16 protein-coding genes are annotated in these 16,967 nt (G+C 63.3%); 12 read left to right on the top strand and 4 right to left on the bottom strand.

Going from position 1 to position 16,967, the window contains the following annotated elements; translation table 11 throughout:
* Positions 1-86: 86 nt before the first annotated feature.
* Both LDN82_RS21680 and LDN82_RS21675 read right to left on the bottom strand, forming a co-directional pair.
* The gene (locus LDN82_RS21680; RefSeq protein WP_224092893.1) at positions 87-506 is read right to left on the bottom strand and encodes a hypothetical protein; all 420 of its coding nucleotides are present in this window, start codon (positions 504-506) and stop codon (positions 87-89) included.
* A gap of 2 nt (positions 507-508) precedes the next feature.
* On the bottom strand, positions 509-814 hold the full coding sequence (locus LDN82_RS21675) for a hypothetical protein (protein ID WP_224092895.1): 306 nt from the start codon (positions 812-814) through the stop codon (positions 509-511).
* Positions 815-1,345: 531 nt separating this feature from the next.
* On the opposite strand from LDN82_RS21675, the gene LDN82_RS21670 reads away from it, so the two are divergent.
* A complete protein-coding gene (locus LDN82_RS21670; protein ID WP_224093953.1) occupies positions 1,346-2,512 on the top strand; it encodes a sialidase family protein in 1,167 nt (388 codons plus the stop codon).
* Between the two features lie 7 nt (positions 2,513-2,519).
* Positions 2,520-2,807 carry a MoaD/ThiS family protein gene (locus tag LDN82_RS21665; protein WP_216924633.1) on the top strand — a complete coding sequence of 96 codons (288 nt, stop codon included), beginning with the start codon at positions 2,520-2,522 and terminating at the stop codon, positions 2,805-2,807.
* Between the two features lie 26 nt (positions 2,808-2,833).
* Here LDN82_RS21665 and LDN82_RS21660 read toward each other — a convergent pair whose 3' ends face one another.
* Complete coding sequence (locus tag LDN82_RS21660; protein WP_224092898.1) at positions 2,834-3,070, bottom strand: hypothetical protein; 237 nt, start codon at positions 3,068-3,070, stop codon at positions 2,834-2,836.
* A gap of 272 nt (positions 3,071-3,342) precedes the next feature.
* Between LDN82_RS21660 and LDN82_RS21655 the strand changes: the two genes are divergently transcribed.
* Positions 3,343-6,084 carry a VCBS repeat-containing protein gene (locus tag LDN82_RS21655; protein WP_224165819.1) on the top strand — a complete coding sequence of 914 codons (2,742 nt, stop codon included), beginning with the start codon at positions 3,343-3,345 and terminating at the stop codon, positions 6,082-6,084.
* A 120-nt stretch (positions 6,085-6,204) separates the two neighbouring features.
* On the opposite strand, the gene LDN82_RS21650 is transcribed toward LDN82_RS21655, so the two are convergent.
* Positions 6,205-7,527 carry an MFS transporter gene (locus tag LDN82_RS21650; RefSeq protein ID WP_224165818.1) on the bottom strand — a complete coding sequence of 441 codons (1,323 nt, stop codon included), beginning with the start codon at positions 7,525-7,527 and terminating at the stop codon, positions 6,205-6,207.
* Positions 7,528-7,728: 201 nt separating this feature from the next.
* Between LDN82_RS21650 and LDN82_RS21645 the strand changes: the two genes are divergently transcribed.
* From LDN82_RS21645 to LDN82_RS21605, 9 genes are all read left to right on the top strand, one after another.
* Entirely contained in the window at positions 7,729-8,499 is a 771-nt protein-coding gene (locus LDN82_RS21645) for an IclR family transcriptional regulator (RefSeq protein WP_224165817.1), read from the top strand.
* Positions 8,500-8,702: 203 nt separating this feature from the next.
* Positions 8,703-9,620, top strand: coding sequence for a shikimate dehydrogenase (locus LDN82_RS21640; protein ID WP_224165816.1), 918 nt, complete (start codon positions 8,703-8,705; stop codon positions 9,618-9,620).
* On the top strand, positions 9,620-11,491 hold the full coding sequence (locus LDN82_RS21635; RefSeq protein WP_224165815.1) for a sugar phosphate isomerase/epimerase and 4-hydroxyphenylpyruvate domain-containing protein: 1,872 nt from the start codon (positions 9,620-9,622) through the stop codon (positions 11,489-11,491). Before LDN82_RS21640 ends, LDN82_RS21635 begins: the two co-directional genes overlap by 1 nt.
* A 40-nt stretch (positions 11,492-11,531) precedes the next feature.
* On the top strand, positions 11,532-12,416 hold the full coding sequence (gene pcaH / locus LDN82_RS21630) for a protocatechuate 3,4-dioxygenase subunit beta (RefSeq protein WP_224165814.1): 885 nt from the start codon (positions 11,532-11,534) through the stop codon (positions 12,414-12,416).
* Between the two features lie 4 nt (positions 12,417-12,420).
* Positions 12,421-13,020 (top strand): protocatechuate 3,4-dioxygenase subunit alpha, encoded by a 600-nt coding sequence (pcaG, locus tag LDN82_RS21625; RefSeq protein WP_224165813.1) that lies wholly within the window; start codon positions 12,421-12,423, stop codon positions 13,018-13,020.
* Entirely contained in the window at positions 13,017-14,429 is a 1,413-nt protein-coding gene (locus LDN82_RS21620) for a lyase family protein (RefSeq protein WP_224165812.1), read from the top strand. The genes pcaG and LDN82_RS21620 overlap by 4 nt, the downstream gene beginning before the upstream one ends.
* Entirely contained in the window at positions 14,422-15,225 is an 804-nt protein-coding gene (locus LDN82_RS21615; RefSeq protein ID WP_224165811.1) for an alpha/beta fold hydrolase, read from the top strand. The genes LDN82_RS21620 and LDN82_RS21615 overlap by 8 nt, the downstream gene beginning before the upstream one ends.
* A complete protein-coding gene (gene pcaC, locus LDN82_RS21610) occupies positions 15,222-15,671 on the top strand; it encodes a 4-carboxymuconolactone decarboxylase (RefSeq protein ID WP_224092914.1) in 450 nt (149 codons plus the stop codon). Before LDN82_RS21615 ends, pcaC begins: the two co-directional genes overlap by 4 nt.
* 76 nt (positions 15,672-15,747) lie before the next feature.
* The gene (locus LDN82_RS21605; protein ID WP_224165810.1) at positions 15,748-16,962 is read left to right on the top strand and encodes a thiolase family protein; all 1,215 of its coding nucleotides are present in this window, start codon (positions 15,748-15,750) and stop codon (positions 16,960-16,962) included.
* The last annotated feature ends 5 nt before the right edge of the window (positions 16,963-16,967 follow it).

Here is a 16,967-nt window from a genome sequence, read left to right as displayed (position 1 = left end):
CGCCAACTGCAGACAACACGAAGCAGCCACCCTGCCGCCGAAGGGTGGCTGCCTACGTCAAACGGATTCGTCTATCTGTACCTATCCTACGGTGCGGCTTTGCCGACTGTGCGTTGACTGATGACAGTCGTGCCGTCTTCAGCGTAGAGCTTCAAGACGCGGCCAGCGCCGTCCTTCCGAGCATTCTGCATCTGAATGGCTTCTTCCGGCGACTTAGGTGTTCCCTGATCCAGATCAGCCTTCTTTAGATAGCCGATCTTTCCGTCGTCCCCGACGGATCTGATGAGATCTGGTTCGTCGGCCGGTGTCCGCGCCTCCATTGCGGACCCGTAGGTCTCACCTCGCGCGTTCTTGGGGAAGTCCACCTTGTCTCCTTGTTCAATTTGGACAGTCGGTGCCCCGGCATTTGCCGTGGTGATGGCAAACCCGACAACACCGCCGATTGCAATAGCGATGGTAGTGGCCGCGACGCCAAAGGCCTTGCGATGCTGAGTAAATGATTTCATGCCTAGAGTCCCCCGTAGGCTGCCGGTGTCCAGTGAGTGTAGTAGTAGTTGTAGCCGTTGCCGTTCCAGGCACCGACGACTCCATAGGACTGGTAGGCCCCATAGCCGCATGAAAGCCACACACCGTTATCAAGCTGGTGGGCGACTATGTCGTTGTAAACATCCCACCCCTCATCGCAGAAGTTTCCACCAATAAAGGCACGGCCGCGTGCATAAATCCAGCCGACGGGGACGTCACCTCCTTGGGCGTAAATAAAGGATGCCGCCTTCCCGCGACCGCCGTCCCACGTGGTATCAAGCGCGGCCAACGTTTGGTATGTCCTCCCACCGGTCGAGAACTGGCCGATTAGACTCTGCGTATTCGTGGCGTATGCGGCGCCCGCACCGAATCCGAGCGTGCCCCCCAGCAGGACAGCTATCACAGAAGCTTTTGTGAAAGCCTTCAATCCGCGTTTTGGGCGCTGACCTACACCTTGAGATTTTCGTGCTGAATCAATAGTCATGTGTTACCCGTTCCCCCCGAACAGTCGAACTAGGGATTGCGCAAATATACTCACGAACTCACCAACTGATGGTGTAGCCATAGTTCTTAATGGAAGTGGCCCTATCGCTCATGCTGTCTAGCCTTTTCATCTGTTTCCCCAATCTAAAGTGACCCAGTTCAGTGGCGCGCTTGCCAGCGAACAGAAGGGTTGCCCGGTTGAAACACACCTTCACGAATATCTAGTGCGCGGAGCGCCGAAACGTGACGCGAGTCTCGTCTATGGTCGGCTTCAAACCAGGGCGGTTATCCACATGCTCCAAGGAACCCGTTGCCACCCATGCGCCCTGATGGTTCGATGGGGTTCATGGCTACCGCAGATACCGCAGAAAGTTATGTCCTGGCGATTGGGACCAAGAAGGGTTTGTGGCTGGCAACCAGCCCGGATCGCAAGGAGTGGTCCCTCTCCGGCCCGCACTTCCTGATGAGCGAGATCCCCAGCATCGGGATAGACACCAGGGACGGCAAGACCAGGATCATGGTGGGGGTGCGTTCGGAGCACTGGGGACCCACCGTCGCCCATTCCGATGACCTGGGCGCCACCTGGACCGAGCCCGAGCAGGGCGCCATCAAGTTCCCGGACGGTGCAGACGCTGCCTTGGAACGCATCTGGCAGATCTACCCGGACACCGAGTCCCGCCCTGGCGTGGTCTGGGCCGGGTGCGAACCGATTTCAGTGTGGAAATCAACCGACGGCGGCGAGCACTTTGAGTTGAACCGCGGGCTCTGGGACCACCCCCACCGCAGCGAGTGGGGTGCGGGGTACGGTGGCGCGGCGGCCCACTCGATCGTGGTGGATCCGTCCGGCGAGAAGGTCCATGTAGCTATGAGCACGGGCGGCGTTTACAGATCGCTCGACGGCGGGACCTCCTGGGAGCCCCGCAACAAGGGAATCTCGGCCTACTTCATGCCTGATCCCAATCCCGAGTTTGGCCAGTGCGTTCACAAGATTGCTGCGGATGCCGCCGTCGAGGGCCGTTTGTACGCGCAGAACCACCATGGCGTGTACCGCACGGACGATGACGGCGAGAACTGGAACTCCATCGCAGAGGGACTGCCCGCGGATTTTGGTTTCGTGATGCTGACCCATCCCCGGCGCGAGGGCACAGCCTGGGTCATCCCACTGAAGGCCGACGGCGAACGCATCCCACCGGACGGCAAGCTCAGCGTGCACCGCACCGAGGATGCCGGCGGAACGTGGAGAGAGCTTCACACCGGTCTGCCGGACCACGAATACAACGCTGTGCTTCGCGATGCCGCATCCGTGGACACTGCCGAACCGACTGGCGTGTACTTCGGAACCCGCGGCGGGGATGTCTACGCCAGCGCCGACGAGGGCGAGACCTTTACTGAAGTGGCCTCGCACTTGCCGGACGTACTGTGCGTGCGTGCCGCCGTCGTCGTGGTTGGAAGCCGCAGTGGCGGGGCGCGGGAAGAATCAGCCAGCGCTCCGGTGCCTGGTTAGGCCCGTTGTGGCTGACTTTACGGTGGTGTTGCCGGGTGTCCTGCAGCCACTCGTCGGCGGACAGTCCTATCTGACTGCGTCCGCCGACGGGGCTGTGACCGTTGGACAGTTGCTGGACTCGGTAACCGGAGAATATCCGGTTCTGGCCAGGCGTTTGCGTGATGAAACCGGTGCCCTCCGCCGTTTCGTGAATATTTACGTGAACGGCGATGAGGTCCGGCGTCTGAAAGGTCTTGATACGGAGGTTGCGGCCGGTCAGGAGGTCTTGATTATCCAGTCCGTGGCCGGCGGCTAAGCGGGTATTTGGGGTCAAGCCGGGGTTCAGGCGACGCGCCAAACACTGCATTCGTCGGTATTAATGGCTTTCCTCATCCCGGAGACGTGGTCCATGATCCAGACGACGCCGATTCCAGGCGCTGTTTCCTGGACCCGTCCGCGGCGGATGACCACGTCATCGTAAGCGGGACCAACGGACATGCGGGCCTCGATCTCGTCTCCGCGGTGGAGCTGGCTGATCGCGCGTATACGTTTTGTGTGAGTAGTGACTTCCTTCAGCATGGTGTCCTCCTGAACTGGAGCTGGTGCCTGCACTTGCCGGCTATTCCAGTGTGGCGGGGCATTGTTGCCGGAGTATTTCGGCGTGGTTAGGGTCCGGTTAGCATTCCGGGATGCTTGCGTTTCGGGTGACGTCCGACGGCGATAGGTGCAACCGGCGGCAGGACTCACCTTCGCTTTGTGGCTGCTTCCGCGGACCCGCGCGGGCGCGACGGTAACCTGAACACGGTTCTTGAGACTCACAGGAACCACAGACTCCGTCCCCGGGAGATTTGATGGGTTTTTTGCGACGTGCAATCGCGGTGTCCACAGGCTTGGTGGTTTTCGCCACCGGCCTGTTTTTCGTCCAGGCCCCTGCTTCGGCAGTGCCGGAACCCACACCGGATAATCCGAACGTACGGTTCTTTGAGGGGACACCGCATTCGGAGCACGTCTTTGAGACGCCACCCGGACAGGCGCCATCCAGCAGTGGCGAGATCACCGACGTCGAATCCCTTCTCGGCGAGGGGGCAGCAGCAACCAGCCCCAATGGCGATATCCGGGTTCGATTGGTCACGGCCAAACTTGCCGATAACACCAACCCGGTCTCCATGTCAGCGGCCGAGCAGACTGTTGGGGCCACCAGCAGCTACTGGAAAGCCATGACGGACAACAAGCTGTCCATGACAGTGGACAGCAAGGTCTCCGGATTCCAATCCAAAGCCAAGTCGACCGACAGCTACAGCACCATCATGTCCACCATCACCAGCGAGTTGAAATGGACGGCAAGCCCCTACACGGCGCTGGTGATCTTTATTCCGACGTCCACGCTTTCCGGGAATGCCCTGGGCGTCGGCTACAGCAGTGGCAGCTACAGCGGGCGGGTGCTGATGCCGCAAATCAGCAAGTTCTCCAACAACGTCATGAGCCACGAGTTCGGGCACGTGATCGGACTAATGCACGCCGATGCGTTGCAGTGCTATAGCGGCGCATCCGACGTCGGCGTGGATAGCACCGGGCGGTTCACAGACAGCTCCTGCTACATCCGTGAATACGGAGACACCACGGACCTCATGGGCGCGGCACAGTACGCCCAACCGGTGGTGAGCTCCAGCTTCTGGGACTACGCAGGGCTGGGCCGCGGCGACGAAATCCGCGATGTCGGGGTGGCCACCGGCGTCAAAAGCTACACGCTCAAGCCATGGGGTGGCGCGGACGCGCAGCGCGCCATCAAGTTCACGGACCCGGTCAGCAAAGAGGTGTACTACCTGGAACTCAGGCAGCCGGTGGGGTACGACAGCTACCTTGGGGACGAGGGCAGGCCAGCCGGCAACAGGGGAGTCAAGATCGTCCAGCGCGGCGGCGCTACCATCGCGTCTTCGCTGATCCTCATGCCATCCACCATCCCGTTCCAGGAGCAGTACTACGCCACGAATCACGCGTGGCAAGCCGGCAGCACCTTCACCACGTACACGGGCACCCAGGTCACCATCAACTCTGTCTCCACAACCTCGGCGACCGTAACCATCAACGCCGATCCCAAACTCAAGGCACGCATGCGTTTCTCTGCGGGCGACTTCGACGGCGACAAGCTGGCCGACGTCATCTCGCGCGAAGCCGACGGGTCCTTGCTCTTGTTCAGGGGCCTCCCTGGAAACCGGCTTGATGATTCCGTGCAGATCGGCTCGGGCTGGGGCATTTTCAACGCCGTGCTGGGGACCTCGGACTTCAACGGTGACGGCTTCGCGGACATCCTTGCCCGAACCAGCGACGGCGCATTGTGGCTTTATCCCGGCAACGGCAAGGGCGGATTCCTGTCCCGGAGCCAGATCGGATTTGGTTGGCAGGGCTTCACGCAGTTGGTCGCGGCGGGGGACTTCAACGCCGATGGCCGGAGCGACCTGATCGCCGCCGGTGGGGATGGGCGCCTGTGGTTGTATCCAGGCAATGGCACAGGTGGTTTCCTCGCCCAAACGCAGATCGGCCAGGGCTGGGATTCCTTCAGCAGCCTCGCAGCATCAGGTTCGTTCGGCGGCGGTGCCCCGGGTTTGCTGGCGCGGGCCAGCGACGGCACGCTCTACGTCTACCCCGGCGATGGTAAGGGCGGCTTCCTGCCGCGTGCCGCCGTCGGAACTGGCTGGAACGGGGTAGGTGACATCGTTGGCGGCCGGGACTTCACAGGTGACAAGCGGGTGGACGTCCTGACCGCTGCAGCGGGCGGGGGCATGACCCTCTATCCAGGTGACGGCATTGGCTTCGCGGATCGGCTTGCGATCGGGACCGGATGGAACCAGTTCCGTCAGGTTTGGGAAGCAGGCGATTTCGACGGCGATGCTGCCGCCGACATCCTGGCGCGCGGAACCGACGGCGCGTTGTGGCTTTACCCGGGCAACGGATCGGGCAGCTTCCTTCCGCGTGTTCAAGTCGGGTGGGGCTGGGGCCAGTTCACGTCCGTGCTGAGTGCGGGAGATTTCGACGGCGATTCGCACCCCGATCTTGTGGCCCGGGCTTCCGACGGGACACTGTGGCTTTACCCGACGGACGGCACGGGACAGTTCCTGGCACGTAAACAGATCGGCACCGGATGGCAAGGCTTCGAGCAGTTGCTGGCCCCGGGCGATTTCACGGGTGACGGAAAGCCGGACATCGTTGCCCAATCCGGCGACGGCGTGTTGTGGGTCTACCCCGGCAATGGCTCCGGAGGCTTCCTTGCCCGCAAGCAGATCGGCACCGGGTGGGACATGTTCAACCTGGTCCTGCAGGCCGGTGACTTCAACGGCGACGGCAGGGAAGATCTCCTTGGCCGAACCGGTGACGGCGGGCTTTGGCTCTATCCGGGCAACGGCTCTGGCGGCTTCCTTGCGCGCTCCAACCTCGGTTCAGGGTGGAACATGTTCTCCAGCATCGCTGCCCTCGGCAACGGATTTACGGGTACTGGGGACCCCTCCGTGGTGGGAGTTGCCGGGGACGGCACGTTGCTGATGTACTCCGGAACGGGTGCCGGGAAGTTCATGCCAGTAGTGCTGAATCCGCGGTAGGTCCTGCCGGCGTCGGCGACACCAGTTCGCTGGAAATGCGCGAAAATCGCCGGGAAACTTCCAGCGGAACTGGAGGTTTTCCGGCGATTTCAGCGCGGGCGCCCTTCCGCCAGGCGGGCCTTACTTGTGCAAGCCGAGTTCCGCCGTCGGGACCTTTGCTGACTCGCGGGCCGTCATGGCCGAGACCGCTGCGATCACGCAGATGACTGCCGTGAAGATGGAGATCTGGACCCAGCCACCAGGCTTGGTGCCGCCCAGGGCCGTGACGATGGTCGGAGCAAAGCCTGCCATGAGGAAGCCGAGCTGCGTGCCGATGGCCAGGCCGGAGAAGCGGACCTTGGTGCTGAACATTTCACCGTAGAAGGACGGCCATACGGCGTTGGCGGCTGCGTAGCCGAAGGAGAAGAACACAACGGAAACCAGGAACATCAGCGGGACGTTGCCGGATTCGAGGGTCAGCAGGAACACCGGAGTCATGATGGCGCTGGCTACGGCACCGTAGATGAAGACGGGCTTCCGGCCGATCTTGTCGGCGAGCATGCCGAAGAGCGGCTGGCTACCGAGGGCCACAATGTTGGCCACTACAACGAGCCACAGGGTGATGGTGCCGCTGACGTGGGCCACGTCCTGGGCGTACTTGATGGCCAGGGTTCCAAATACGGTACTTACCGCGGCGATGAAGGCACAGCACACAACCCGGAGGACGTCGCGCCAGTGCAGCTTGAGAAGGTCGGCGATGGGCAGCTTGGCGATCTGGTTGTTCTTCTTGGCCTCTGCGAATGCCGGCGGCTCGTGCAGGGTGCGTCGGATGAAGTAGGCCACGATGACAACTACTGCACTGAGCCAGAACGGGATGCGCCAGCCGATGCCGTACTTGACCTCGTCCGGGAGCGCGAGAACTGGAATGAACACCAGGGCTGCAAGGATCTGGCCACCCTGGGTGCCGGTCAACGTCCACGAGGTGAAGAATGAGCGGCGGTTGTCCGGAGCGTGCTCCAGCGTCATTGAGGAGGCACCGGCCTGCTCGCCGGCAGCCGAAAGACCCTGGGCGAGGCGGGCGAGTACCAGCAGGACGGGAGCCCACCAGCCAATGGTCTTGAAGTCCGGGAGGCAGCCGATCACGAAGGTGGCGGCGCCCATCAGGACCAGCGTGAACATGAGGACCTTCTGACGGCCGATCCTGTCGCCGAAGTGCCCCAGGATGACGGCACCTACAGGACGGGCAACATAAGCGAAGCCGAAGGTCGCGAAGGACATGATGGCTGCGTTGGTGTCCGCGTCCGGGAAGAACACGTGCGGAAAGATCAAGGCGGCGGCGGAGCCGAAGATGAAGAAGTCGTAGTACTCCACTGCGCTTCCAAGGAAGCTGGCGAGTGCCGCCTTCTTGGGGGTTCCTGCTGGCGTAACTGTGCCTGGCGTCGCTGACGGCATTGTGTGGCTCATGGTGTTCCTTCTGTGACGACGATGTCGCGGATCTAGCTTCTGCGGGAAGACCAGAGCGAGGTGAGGCCGGATCAATCCCAAAGTAACCACATGGTGAGAGCTACTTGTGCAATACAGCAATAGTGGCCGTGATTGGGGTCACTTGTCAAGACTTGTCCCCACTATCTAGAAATAGCTCTCACGATGTGAGAGCATCTAAGCATGAGTGTGAAAGAGGACACAAAGACCGACATGGTCGGCAAGGCCCTGGGCCTGTTGGTATTGCTGGGGAATGAGCCCAAGGGTGCGAGTGCCGCGGATCTGGCCAGGAGTGCGGGACTTCCGTTCAGTACGACGTACCGGCTGCTCGGTTCATTGACGCGCGACGGATTTGTGGATTACGAGCCCGACGGACGTCGGTATCATCTGGGATTGCGGGTCTTCCAGCTGGGCCAGCGGGTTTCCAACCACCACGGCTTCGCGGCAACGGCCCTTCCCGTACTCCAGCGCGTTACGGAGCGGACCGAGGAAGCAACCATCCTCTCGGTGCGCGACGGAAATCATCATCTAACCGTCAATAAGGTGGACGGCCCCAAGACCTTCCGCGTCACCAGCGATCCTGGCCATCTTGGTGCGCTGCACACGACGTCCGTGGGTAAGGCGATAGTCGCTTTTGAGAACGACGCCGAACGCGAACGACTGCTCGAAGAGTTGCCCCTGGAGCCTCTCACTGAGCGCTCCATTACCGATCGGGCTGCATTCCGGGCGGAGATCGAGCAAGTGCGCCGGCAGGGCTACGCGGTCATGGACGAAGAAAACGAGATCGGCATGCGCGCGGTCGCGGTACCGGTCCTCAACTCCCAAGGCCACGCCTTTGCGTCACTCGCCACGGCCGTTCCGGTATTTCGTCTCACCATGGATGAGCTCATCGCCCACGTCCCTACTTTGCAGGAAGCCGCGGCTGAACTCGCGGCCCGCCTGCCCCAGCGTTAGCCCAACTAGGTCGCACTTAAGCGCGTTTTGAGGCCGCTAAACGCGCACAACTGCGACTCAGTTGGGTCAGCACATCGCGTTTGTTCGCGATAAGAACAAGCGTGCGGAATATGAACACTTGTAGTAATCTGGAAGACACCCGGGCAGTTGGCGCCCCAGAAAGTGCCAAAAGCCAGGGGTGCTGAAGTCAAAGGAGCTTTAGGATGAGCAACCGAGCCGAGTCCGTTCTGGTGGGCCTGATTGGCGAAGGCGTCATGCCGTCGCTGACTCCGCCCATGCACGAACGCGAAGCCGATGTGCAGGGCCTTCGCTTGCTGTACCGCCCCATCGACCTGCTGGACCTGGCTTTGCCGGCCACCGCCGTCGGGGATCTCCTCACCGCGGCCCAGCGCATGGGCTTCAACGGACTGAACATCACGCACCCGTGCAAGCAGCTGGTCCTTGAGCACCTTGACGAAATTTCCGACGACGCCCGTCGCCTGGGTGCCGTCAATACAGTCCTCATTCAGGACGGCCGGTTCATCGGCCACAACACCGACTTTTCAGGTTTCGGCTCGGCTCTCGCCGACGGACTCCCCGGTGCGAAGCTGGAGCGCGTGGTCCAGCTGGGTGCGGGCGGTGCGGGTTCCGCCGTCGCCTACGCCCTGCTCACCGCCGGGGTCGGCACCCTGGACCTGGTGGACATGGACCCGGCGCGGGCGGCAGAGCGCGCCGCCGAACTTGGCGAACTCTTCCCGGCCGCCACGGTCACGCCGCGGAGCACGGACGAGCTCCCGCAGATCATGCCCCTCGCCGACGGTTTGGTTCACTGCACCCCGATCGGCATGGCCGCCCACCCCGGGCTGCCGCTGGACGTCGACCTCCTGGAACCGCGGCACTGGGTTGCGGACATCGTCTACCGCCCCATCGAGACGCAGCTGGTCCGCGAAGCGCGGGCCAAGGGCTGCAAGGTTCTCGACGGCGGACGCATGGCGGTCGGTCAGGCTGCCGACGCTTTCCGGCTCTTCACGGGCCACGACGCCGATCGCGACCGCATGCGGGCCCACTTCCTTGAGCTGATCGCCGTCGAGGATGCGCTCGCCGCCACCGAAGCCCCGGCTCTGGCAAAGGCGGGTCACTGATGCGCACCGGAATCGCGACGGTCTGCCTGTCCGGCACGCTGAAAGAAAAGATGCAGGCCTGCGCCATCGCGGGCTTTGACGGCATCGAAATCTTCGAGCAGGACCTCGTCACTTCGCCCCTGAGTCCCGAGGAAGTGCGGAAAATGGCCGCGGATCTTGGCCTCGGCTTGGATCTGTACCAGCCCTTCCGCGATTTCGACGGCGTCACTCCGGACCTGCTGAAGGCCAACCTCAAGCGGGCCGAGGCCAAGTTCAACCTGATGGAACGCCTGGGCATGGACACCATCCTGGTCTGCTCCAACGTCGCTACTGCAACGATTGACGACGATGAACTCCGCGCCTCCCAGCTAACGGAACTCGCCGAGCTGGCCGGGGATCACGGCGTCAAAGTTGCCTACGAAGCCCTGGCCTGGGGAAAGTACGTGAACGACTATGAGCACGCGTACCGTCTGGTCGAGATGGTGGACCACCCCAACCTCGGAACGTGCCTGGACTCGTTCCACATCCTTTCCCGCGACTGGGACACCGCGCCGATCGAGCAGATCAACGCGGACAAGATTTTCTTCGTCCAGGTTGCCGACGCCCCCAAGCTCTCCATGGACGTGCTCTCGTGGAGCCGCCATTACCGGGTGTTCCCGGGCGAGGGGCAGTTCGAGCTCGCCAAGTTTATGGGCCACGTAGTCCGCGCCGGCTACACGGGCCCGGTTTCCCTTGAGGTCTTCAACGACGTTTTCCGCCAGTCGGACACCGAGCGGACGGCCGTCGATGCCATGCGCTCCCTGATCTGGCTGGAGGAGCAGAGCGCCAACTGGCTGGCGGGCACCTCCGCGGACGGCGAGTCGGTCAACGGTGGCGCCTCCCGCCGTCGTTATCCCATGGAACTGGCAACGCTGCCCAAGGTGAACGAGCCCGCCGGCTTCAACTTCGCCGAGGTCAAAGCCGACGACACCGCGCAGCTCGAGAAGCTCCTGGGCCAGCTCGGCTTCGAATTCGAAGGGCGCCACCGCACCAAAGACGTCCAGCTGTGGACCATGGGCCAGGCCCGCGTAATCATCAACGAGCAAGCGGCTTCGCATTCGGAACCGGCTATCGCCGCTTTAGGGTTCGACGTCGACTCTCCAGTGATTGCCTCCGCTCGAGCCCAGCAACTCAAGGCGCCGGTGGTTGCCCGCAAAGTCCAGGCCGATGAGGAAGTCTTCCAAGGTATCTCCGCCCCGGACTCCACCGAAATCTTCCTCTGCCAGGGCAGCCCGGACGGGACCGCTGCGTGGACGCATGAGTTCGGCGAAGGGCTGGAGCACTCCGCAGCGCCGCAGAACGCTGTGATTGACCACGTGAACCTCGCCCAGCCCTGGCAGCACTTCGACGAAGCCGTCCTTTTCTACACCAGCGCCCTGGCATTGGAGCCACAGCCCTTCGCTGAGGTCCCAAGCCCCAGCGGCCTGGTGCGCTCGCAGGTCATGGAGACCTCGGACGGCTCAGTCAGGCTGGTCCTGAATCTCGCACCGGCGCAGCAGGCCCAGAGTGCACGCAAGACTTACCAGGAACATATCGCCTTCGCCGTGGGAGACCTCGTGGCAACGGCCCGTTCCGCACGCGATCGTGGCCTTGAGTTTCTGGAGATTCCGGCCAACTACTACGAGGACCTGGACGCCCGTTTCGATCTCGAACCCGGCTTCCTGGCAACCCTCAAGGAGCTCAACCTCCTTTACGACCGGGACGCCAACGGAGAATTCCTCCACTTCTACACCGCCACCGTTGGCAGCGTGTTCTTCGAAATGGTGGAACGTCGCGGCAACTACGACGGCTACGGAGCGCCCAATGCACCGGTTCGCCACGCCGTCCAATACGACTCGCTACACCGGTCATAAACCCTGAAGCAACAATCCAACCCATCGAAAGGAGCCGGCTGTGCCGCAAGAACAGACTGCACAAGTCAACTCTGCACAAGCGCTCGAATCCGAGGAGCTCGTGCCGCCCGCTGAGGCACATGCAGCGCATGATTCCAGGAAAGTGGAAACCCAGGCGGATCTCAGTGCTGAGATGAAGGGCATCGGGGACCGCTATGCGGAGGCCTTGAAGAACGGAAAGGCGCCGGAGACCATGCCGCGCCTGGACTACGCACCGTACCGCAGCAGCATCCTGCGGCACCCGACGAAGAACCTGCACCACGCGGACCCGGAAACCATCGAGCTCTACTCGCCCGCGTTCGGCCACCAGGATGTGCACGCGCTGGAATCGGACCTGACCATCCAGCACAACGGCGAGCCGCAGGGTGAGCGCATCATCGTCGCTGGCCGCGTCCTGGACGGCGACGGCCGCCCGGTCGCCGGTCAGCTCGTGGAGATCTGGCAGGCCAACGCAGCCGGCCGCTACATCCACAAGCGTGATCAGCACCCCGCCCCGCTGGACCCCAACTTCACCGGCGTCGGCCGTTGCATCACTGGCGATGACGGCTCGTACAGCTTCACCACGATCAAACCCGGCGCTTACCCGTGGAAGAACCACCTGAACGCCTGGCGCCCGGCCCACATCCACTTCTCCATGTTCGGCTCGGAGTTCACGCAACGCATCGTCACCCAGATGTACTTCCCGGGCGATCAGCTCTTCCCGCTGGATCCCATTTACCAGTCGATCGTGGACCAGGACGCCCGCGACCGCCTCGTGGCACAGTACGACCATGAGCTCACCAGTCCCGAATGGGCCCTCGGCTACAAGTGGGACATCATCCTGACCGGCTCCAAGCGGACCTGGACGGAAAACGAAGCATTCGGCGACGCCGGGGACGAGGAGTAAGCACATGAGCAAGCTGACACCCACACCGGGCCAGACGGTGGGACCCTTCTACGGTTACGCCCTTCCCTTTAACAAGGACAACGAACTCCTGGCTCCGGGCAGCCCCGGAAGCATCCGCTTGCAGGGAACCGTCTACGACGGCGCCGGCAACACCATCCCGGACGCCATCCTTGAGATCTGGCAGCCGGACTCCGACGGCAACATCGTCCAGCGCACGGGCTCCCTGGTCCGCGACGGCTACACGTTCACCGGATGGGGCCGCGGCTCGGTCGGTAACTCCGGCGTCTATACCTTCACCACGGTCAACCCCGGCCCCACGAAGCGGGGCGCTGCGGCGTTCATCTCCGTAGCCGTGTTCGCACGCGGCCTCATGAACCGCCTCTTCACCCGCGTCTACCTGCCGGAAAACGTGGAAGCACTGGCCAACGACCCGCTGCTGAGCTCCCTGGACCCGGAACGCCGCAAGACGCTCATCGCCCGCCGCGACCCCGACGGTGGGCTCACCTGGGACATCCGGCTCCAGGGCGGCGACGAGACCGTGTTCCTGGACTTCCAGCAGGACGGTTCACTCGAGACCAGCGTCAACGCGGACTCACAGCCATGACCGACGGCGACTTCGGCCTCCTTAGCCCCGTCTCGGCGTCGCCCGCTGTCGCGGCGCTGACGGGCGACCGTGCCGTGATCGCGGCAATCCTCGACGTCGAGGCCTCCTGGGCTGCCGTCCTTGAGGAAGCGGGGCTCGTCCCTGCAGGTTCCGCCGCAGTTGTGGCCGAAGCCGCCGATGCCGGTTCTTACGACGTCGCTTCTGTGGCGGAACGCGCCCAGGGCGGGGGCAACCCTGTGATTCCGCTGCTTGGTGACCTGCGCACCAAGGTGAAATCCATGGATTCGAGCGCGGCAACCGCCGTGCACACCTCCCTCACCAGCCAGGACGTCCTGGACTCCGCCCTCATGCTGCTCGCCAGCCGCGCCGTTTCTGCATTGCTCGTTGACGTTAAACGCACGACGACGGCGCTCGCCACCTTGGCGGAACAGCACGCGGAAACGCTGTGCGTCGGGAGGAGCCTGACGCAGCATGCGCTTCCGTACACGTTTGGGCTCAGGGCTGCGCAGTGGTTCCAAGGGGTTGCTGCGGCGGCCGCCCGGCTGGAGTCGCTTCGGTTGCCTGTTCAGTTCGGCGGTGCCGGAGGAACGCTGGCTTCGGGGACCAAGCTGACTGCTTCCTCGCAGACCACGCCTTTTGAATTGGCGGATTCTTTGGCCTCGAAGCTTGGCCTTGCAGCGGCTCCTGCTCCATGGCACACCAACCGACTGGCCGTCACATCCTTGGGCGATGGACTCGCGGCACTGGTTGATTCCTTCGGCAAGATCGCCGCGGACGTGCTGTTCCTGAGCAGGCCCGAAGTGGGCGAACTCGGCGAACCGCTCGCCGCCGGACGAGGGGTCTCCTCGGCCATGCCGCAGAAGCAGAACCCCGTACTGTCCGTGCTCGTCCGCAGTGCGGCGCTGCAGGCACCAGGCCTCGCATCGCAGCTCCATCTCGCCGCGGCAACCTTCAACGATGAGCGCCCGGACGGTGCCTGGCACAGCGAATGGCCAGCCCTGCGTCAGCTGCTCGCATTGGCCTTGGGGGCCGCAGGTCACGTCAGCGAACTCACCGAAGGCCTCCGCGCTTTCCCCGAGGCCATGCGCCGCAACCTGGAAATCTCGGGACCGCTGCTGCTCAGCGAAGGTGTGATGGCCGCCGTCGCGCCTCTCCTGGGTGCGGATGGAAAGCAGAAGCTGCAGGCCGTCGTCGACGAAACGCTCAAGGCTCCTGCCGCCGAGCAGTCCCGTATCTACACCAAGCTGCTGCGCGAAACCGTCCCCGCGGACAAGCTCTCCGACGCCCAACTCGAAGCGCTCCTGGACCCCGCGAGCTACCTCGGTGAAGCTGCCGAAATAAGCCGCCGGATTCTCGCCGCCTACCCGGACTTCACTGGATCTTCATCGAAAGGAGCCACCCGTGGCTAAGCCAACCGTCAAGGCCGTGCTGCTATCCCCGCAGCGCGAACTGGGAGCCAAACCGCTCCTCGTGGTCGGCCCATCGCTGGGCACCTCCACCGTGCTCTGGACCGAAACGGCAGCGCTGCTTGGTGATGAGTACGACGTCATCGGCTGGGACCTCCCCGGCCATGGCATCTCGCCAGCTGCCACGGAAGGTTTCGATGTCGCGGAACTGGCGGACGCCGTCGTCGATCTTGTTGACCTTGTGAGCCCGGGCGCAAGGTTCCACTACGCGGGCGTCTCGCTGGGCGGGGCCACCGGCCTGCAGCTCGGCATCAAGCATGGCGACCGCCTCCGCAGCCTGTCCGTCCAGTGCACCGGCGCTAAACTCGGCACACCCGAGGGCTGGCTGGAGCGCGCTGAAACCGTGCGCCGACTGGGGACGCCTGTGATGATCCAGGGCTCCGCCGAGCGTTGGTTCGCTGCCGGGTTCATGGACCGCCAGCCGGAAATCAGCAGCCGCCTCCTGCACTCACTCCGCGATGCCGACCGCTTCAGCTACTCGTTCTGCTGCGAAGCCCTCGCCGGGTTCGACGTCCGCGAGCAACTCGGCAGCATCACCGTCCCCACCCAGGCGATTGCCGGCGTCGAGGATTCGGTTGCGCCGCCGTCGTTCGCTGAAGCTGTTGTCGCCGGTATCACCGCTGGTGGCGGATTTGCTGTTGTTGAAACGCTCGACGGCGTCGGTCACCTCGCGCCAGCGGAGGCGCCTGCAGTTGTGGCCGGGCTGATGCGGACCTTCATGAAGGAGAACGGACGATGAGCTCTTCAACTGAGCAAAACGGTGCCGAGCGGAACGGTGCCGTGCAGCCGCAAGCGACTGCGCAGGACATTTACGACGCCGGCATGGTGGTCCGCCGCGAAGTGCTGGGAAATGAGCACGTAGACCGTGCGAACGCCAACAAGGATTCCTTTACCGAGGACTACCAGGACATGATCACCAGGATCGCCTGGGGCGGCATCTGGACGCGGCCCGGTCTTAGCCGGCAAATGCGCTCCGCCGTCACCCTCACGGCATTGGTGGCCCATGGTCACTGGGAGGAGCTCGCGATGCACGTCCGGGCGGCCCTCAACAACGGTCTGAGCAGGGACGAGATCAAGGAAATCCTGCTGCAGACCGCAATCTATTGCAGTGTGCCCTCGGCCAACTCGGCCTTCAAGACGGCGCAGAAAGTATTCGCCGAGATCGACGCCAACGAACCCAACTAGGTCGCACTTGTGCGCGTTTAGACCCCCCAAAACGCGCACTATTGCGACCTAGTTGGGCAAGCAGAAAGAGAAACCCATGAACCAGGCTTTTGTGTACGACGCCGTACGCACACCCTTTGGCAAGTTCGGCTCAGGACTTGCTGCTGTGCGTCCCGATGACCTCGCTGCCCATGTGGTCCGCGAGTCTGTCCGCCGGGCTCCAGGTTTGGATGTTGAACGGATCGACGAGGTGGTGTTCGGCAACGCCAACGGCGCCGGCGAAGAAAACCGCAACGTAGCCCGCATGGCAACCCTGCTGGCTGGACTCCCGGTATCCATCCCCGGGACCACGGTGAACCGTCTCTGTGGTTCGTCGTTGGACGCGGCAATCATTGCGTCCCGCCAGATCAATGCCGGCGATGCTGAGCTCATGCTCGTGGGCGGGGCAGAGTCCATGAGCCGGGCCCCGTGGGTGCTGCCGAAGACTTCCAAGCCGTACCCCGCCGGGGACATGACGCTGGCCTCCACCACGCTCGGCTGGCGTCTGGTGAACCCGGCCATGAACAAGGACTGGACCATCTCCCTGGGCGAGGCCACCGAACGGCTGCGCGAGAAGTACGGGATCACGCGTGAGCGTCAGGACCAGTTCGCTGCGGATTCGCACAATCTGGCCGATGCAGCGTGGAACGAAGGCTTCTACGATTCGTTGGTTTCCGCGGTGCCGGGAACGGACCTGGTGCGGGATGAAGGCATCCGGGCTGGTTCTTCGGCCGAGAAGCTTGCCGGTTTGAAGACGGTATTCCGGCCTGAGTCTTCAGGGCCCGACGGCGGCACCGTCACCGCCGGTAACGCCTCGCCGTTGTCCGATGGTGCTTCGGCTGCGTGGATTGGTTCGGAGGCTGCTTCGTCGATCCTTGGCATGGATCCCTTGGCCCGCATCGCGGGCAGGGGTGCCCATGGCAACGATCCCCAGTTCTTCGGGTTCGCGCCGGTGGAGGCCGCGAACAAGGCCCTCGCAAAGGCGGGCATCGGCTGGGACCAGGTTGGCGCCGTCGAACTTAACGAAGCGTTCGCCGCGCAGTCGCTGGCATGCGTTGACGCGTGGGGGATCGACCCGTCCATCGTGAACCGCCACGGCGGCGCGATCGCGATGGGCCACCCGCTTGGGGCCTCCGGCACCCGCATCCTGGGCACGCTGGCTCGGTCCCTGCAGACCTCCGGACAGCGCTGGGGTGTTGCGGCGATCTGCATCGGTGTTGGGCAGGGCCTGGCTGTGGTGCTGGAAAACGTTTCTGCGGGCGTATCGGAATAGGTGGA

It is taken from the genome of Arthrobacter sp. StoSoilA2 (genome assembly GCF_019977195.1).
In the GTDB taxonomy this organism is placed as follows: domain Bacteria; phylum Actinomycetota; class Actinomycetes; order Actinomycetales; family Micrococcaceae; genus Arthrobacter.
Note: the sequence above shows the minus strand (reverse complement) of the source record. Positions and strands in the feature narration are given on the sequence as shown.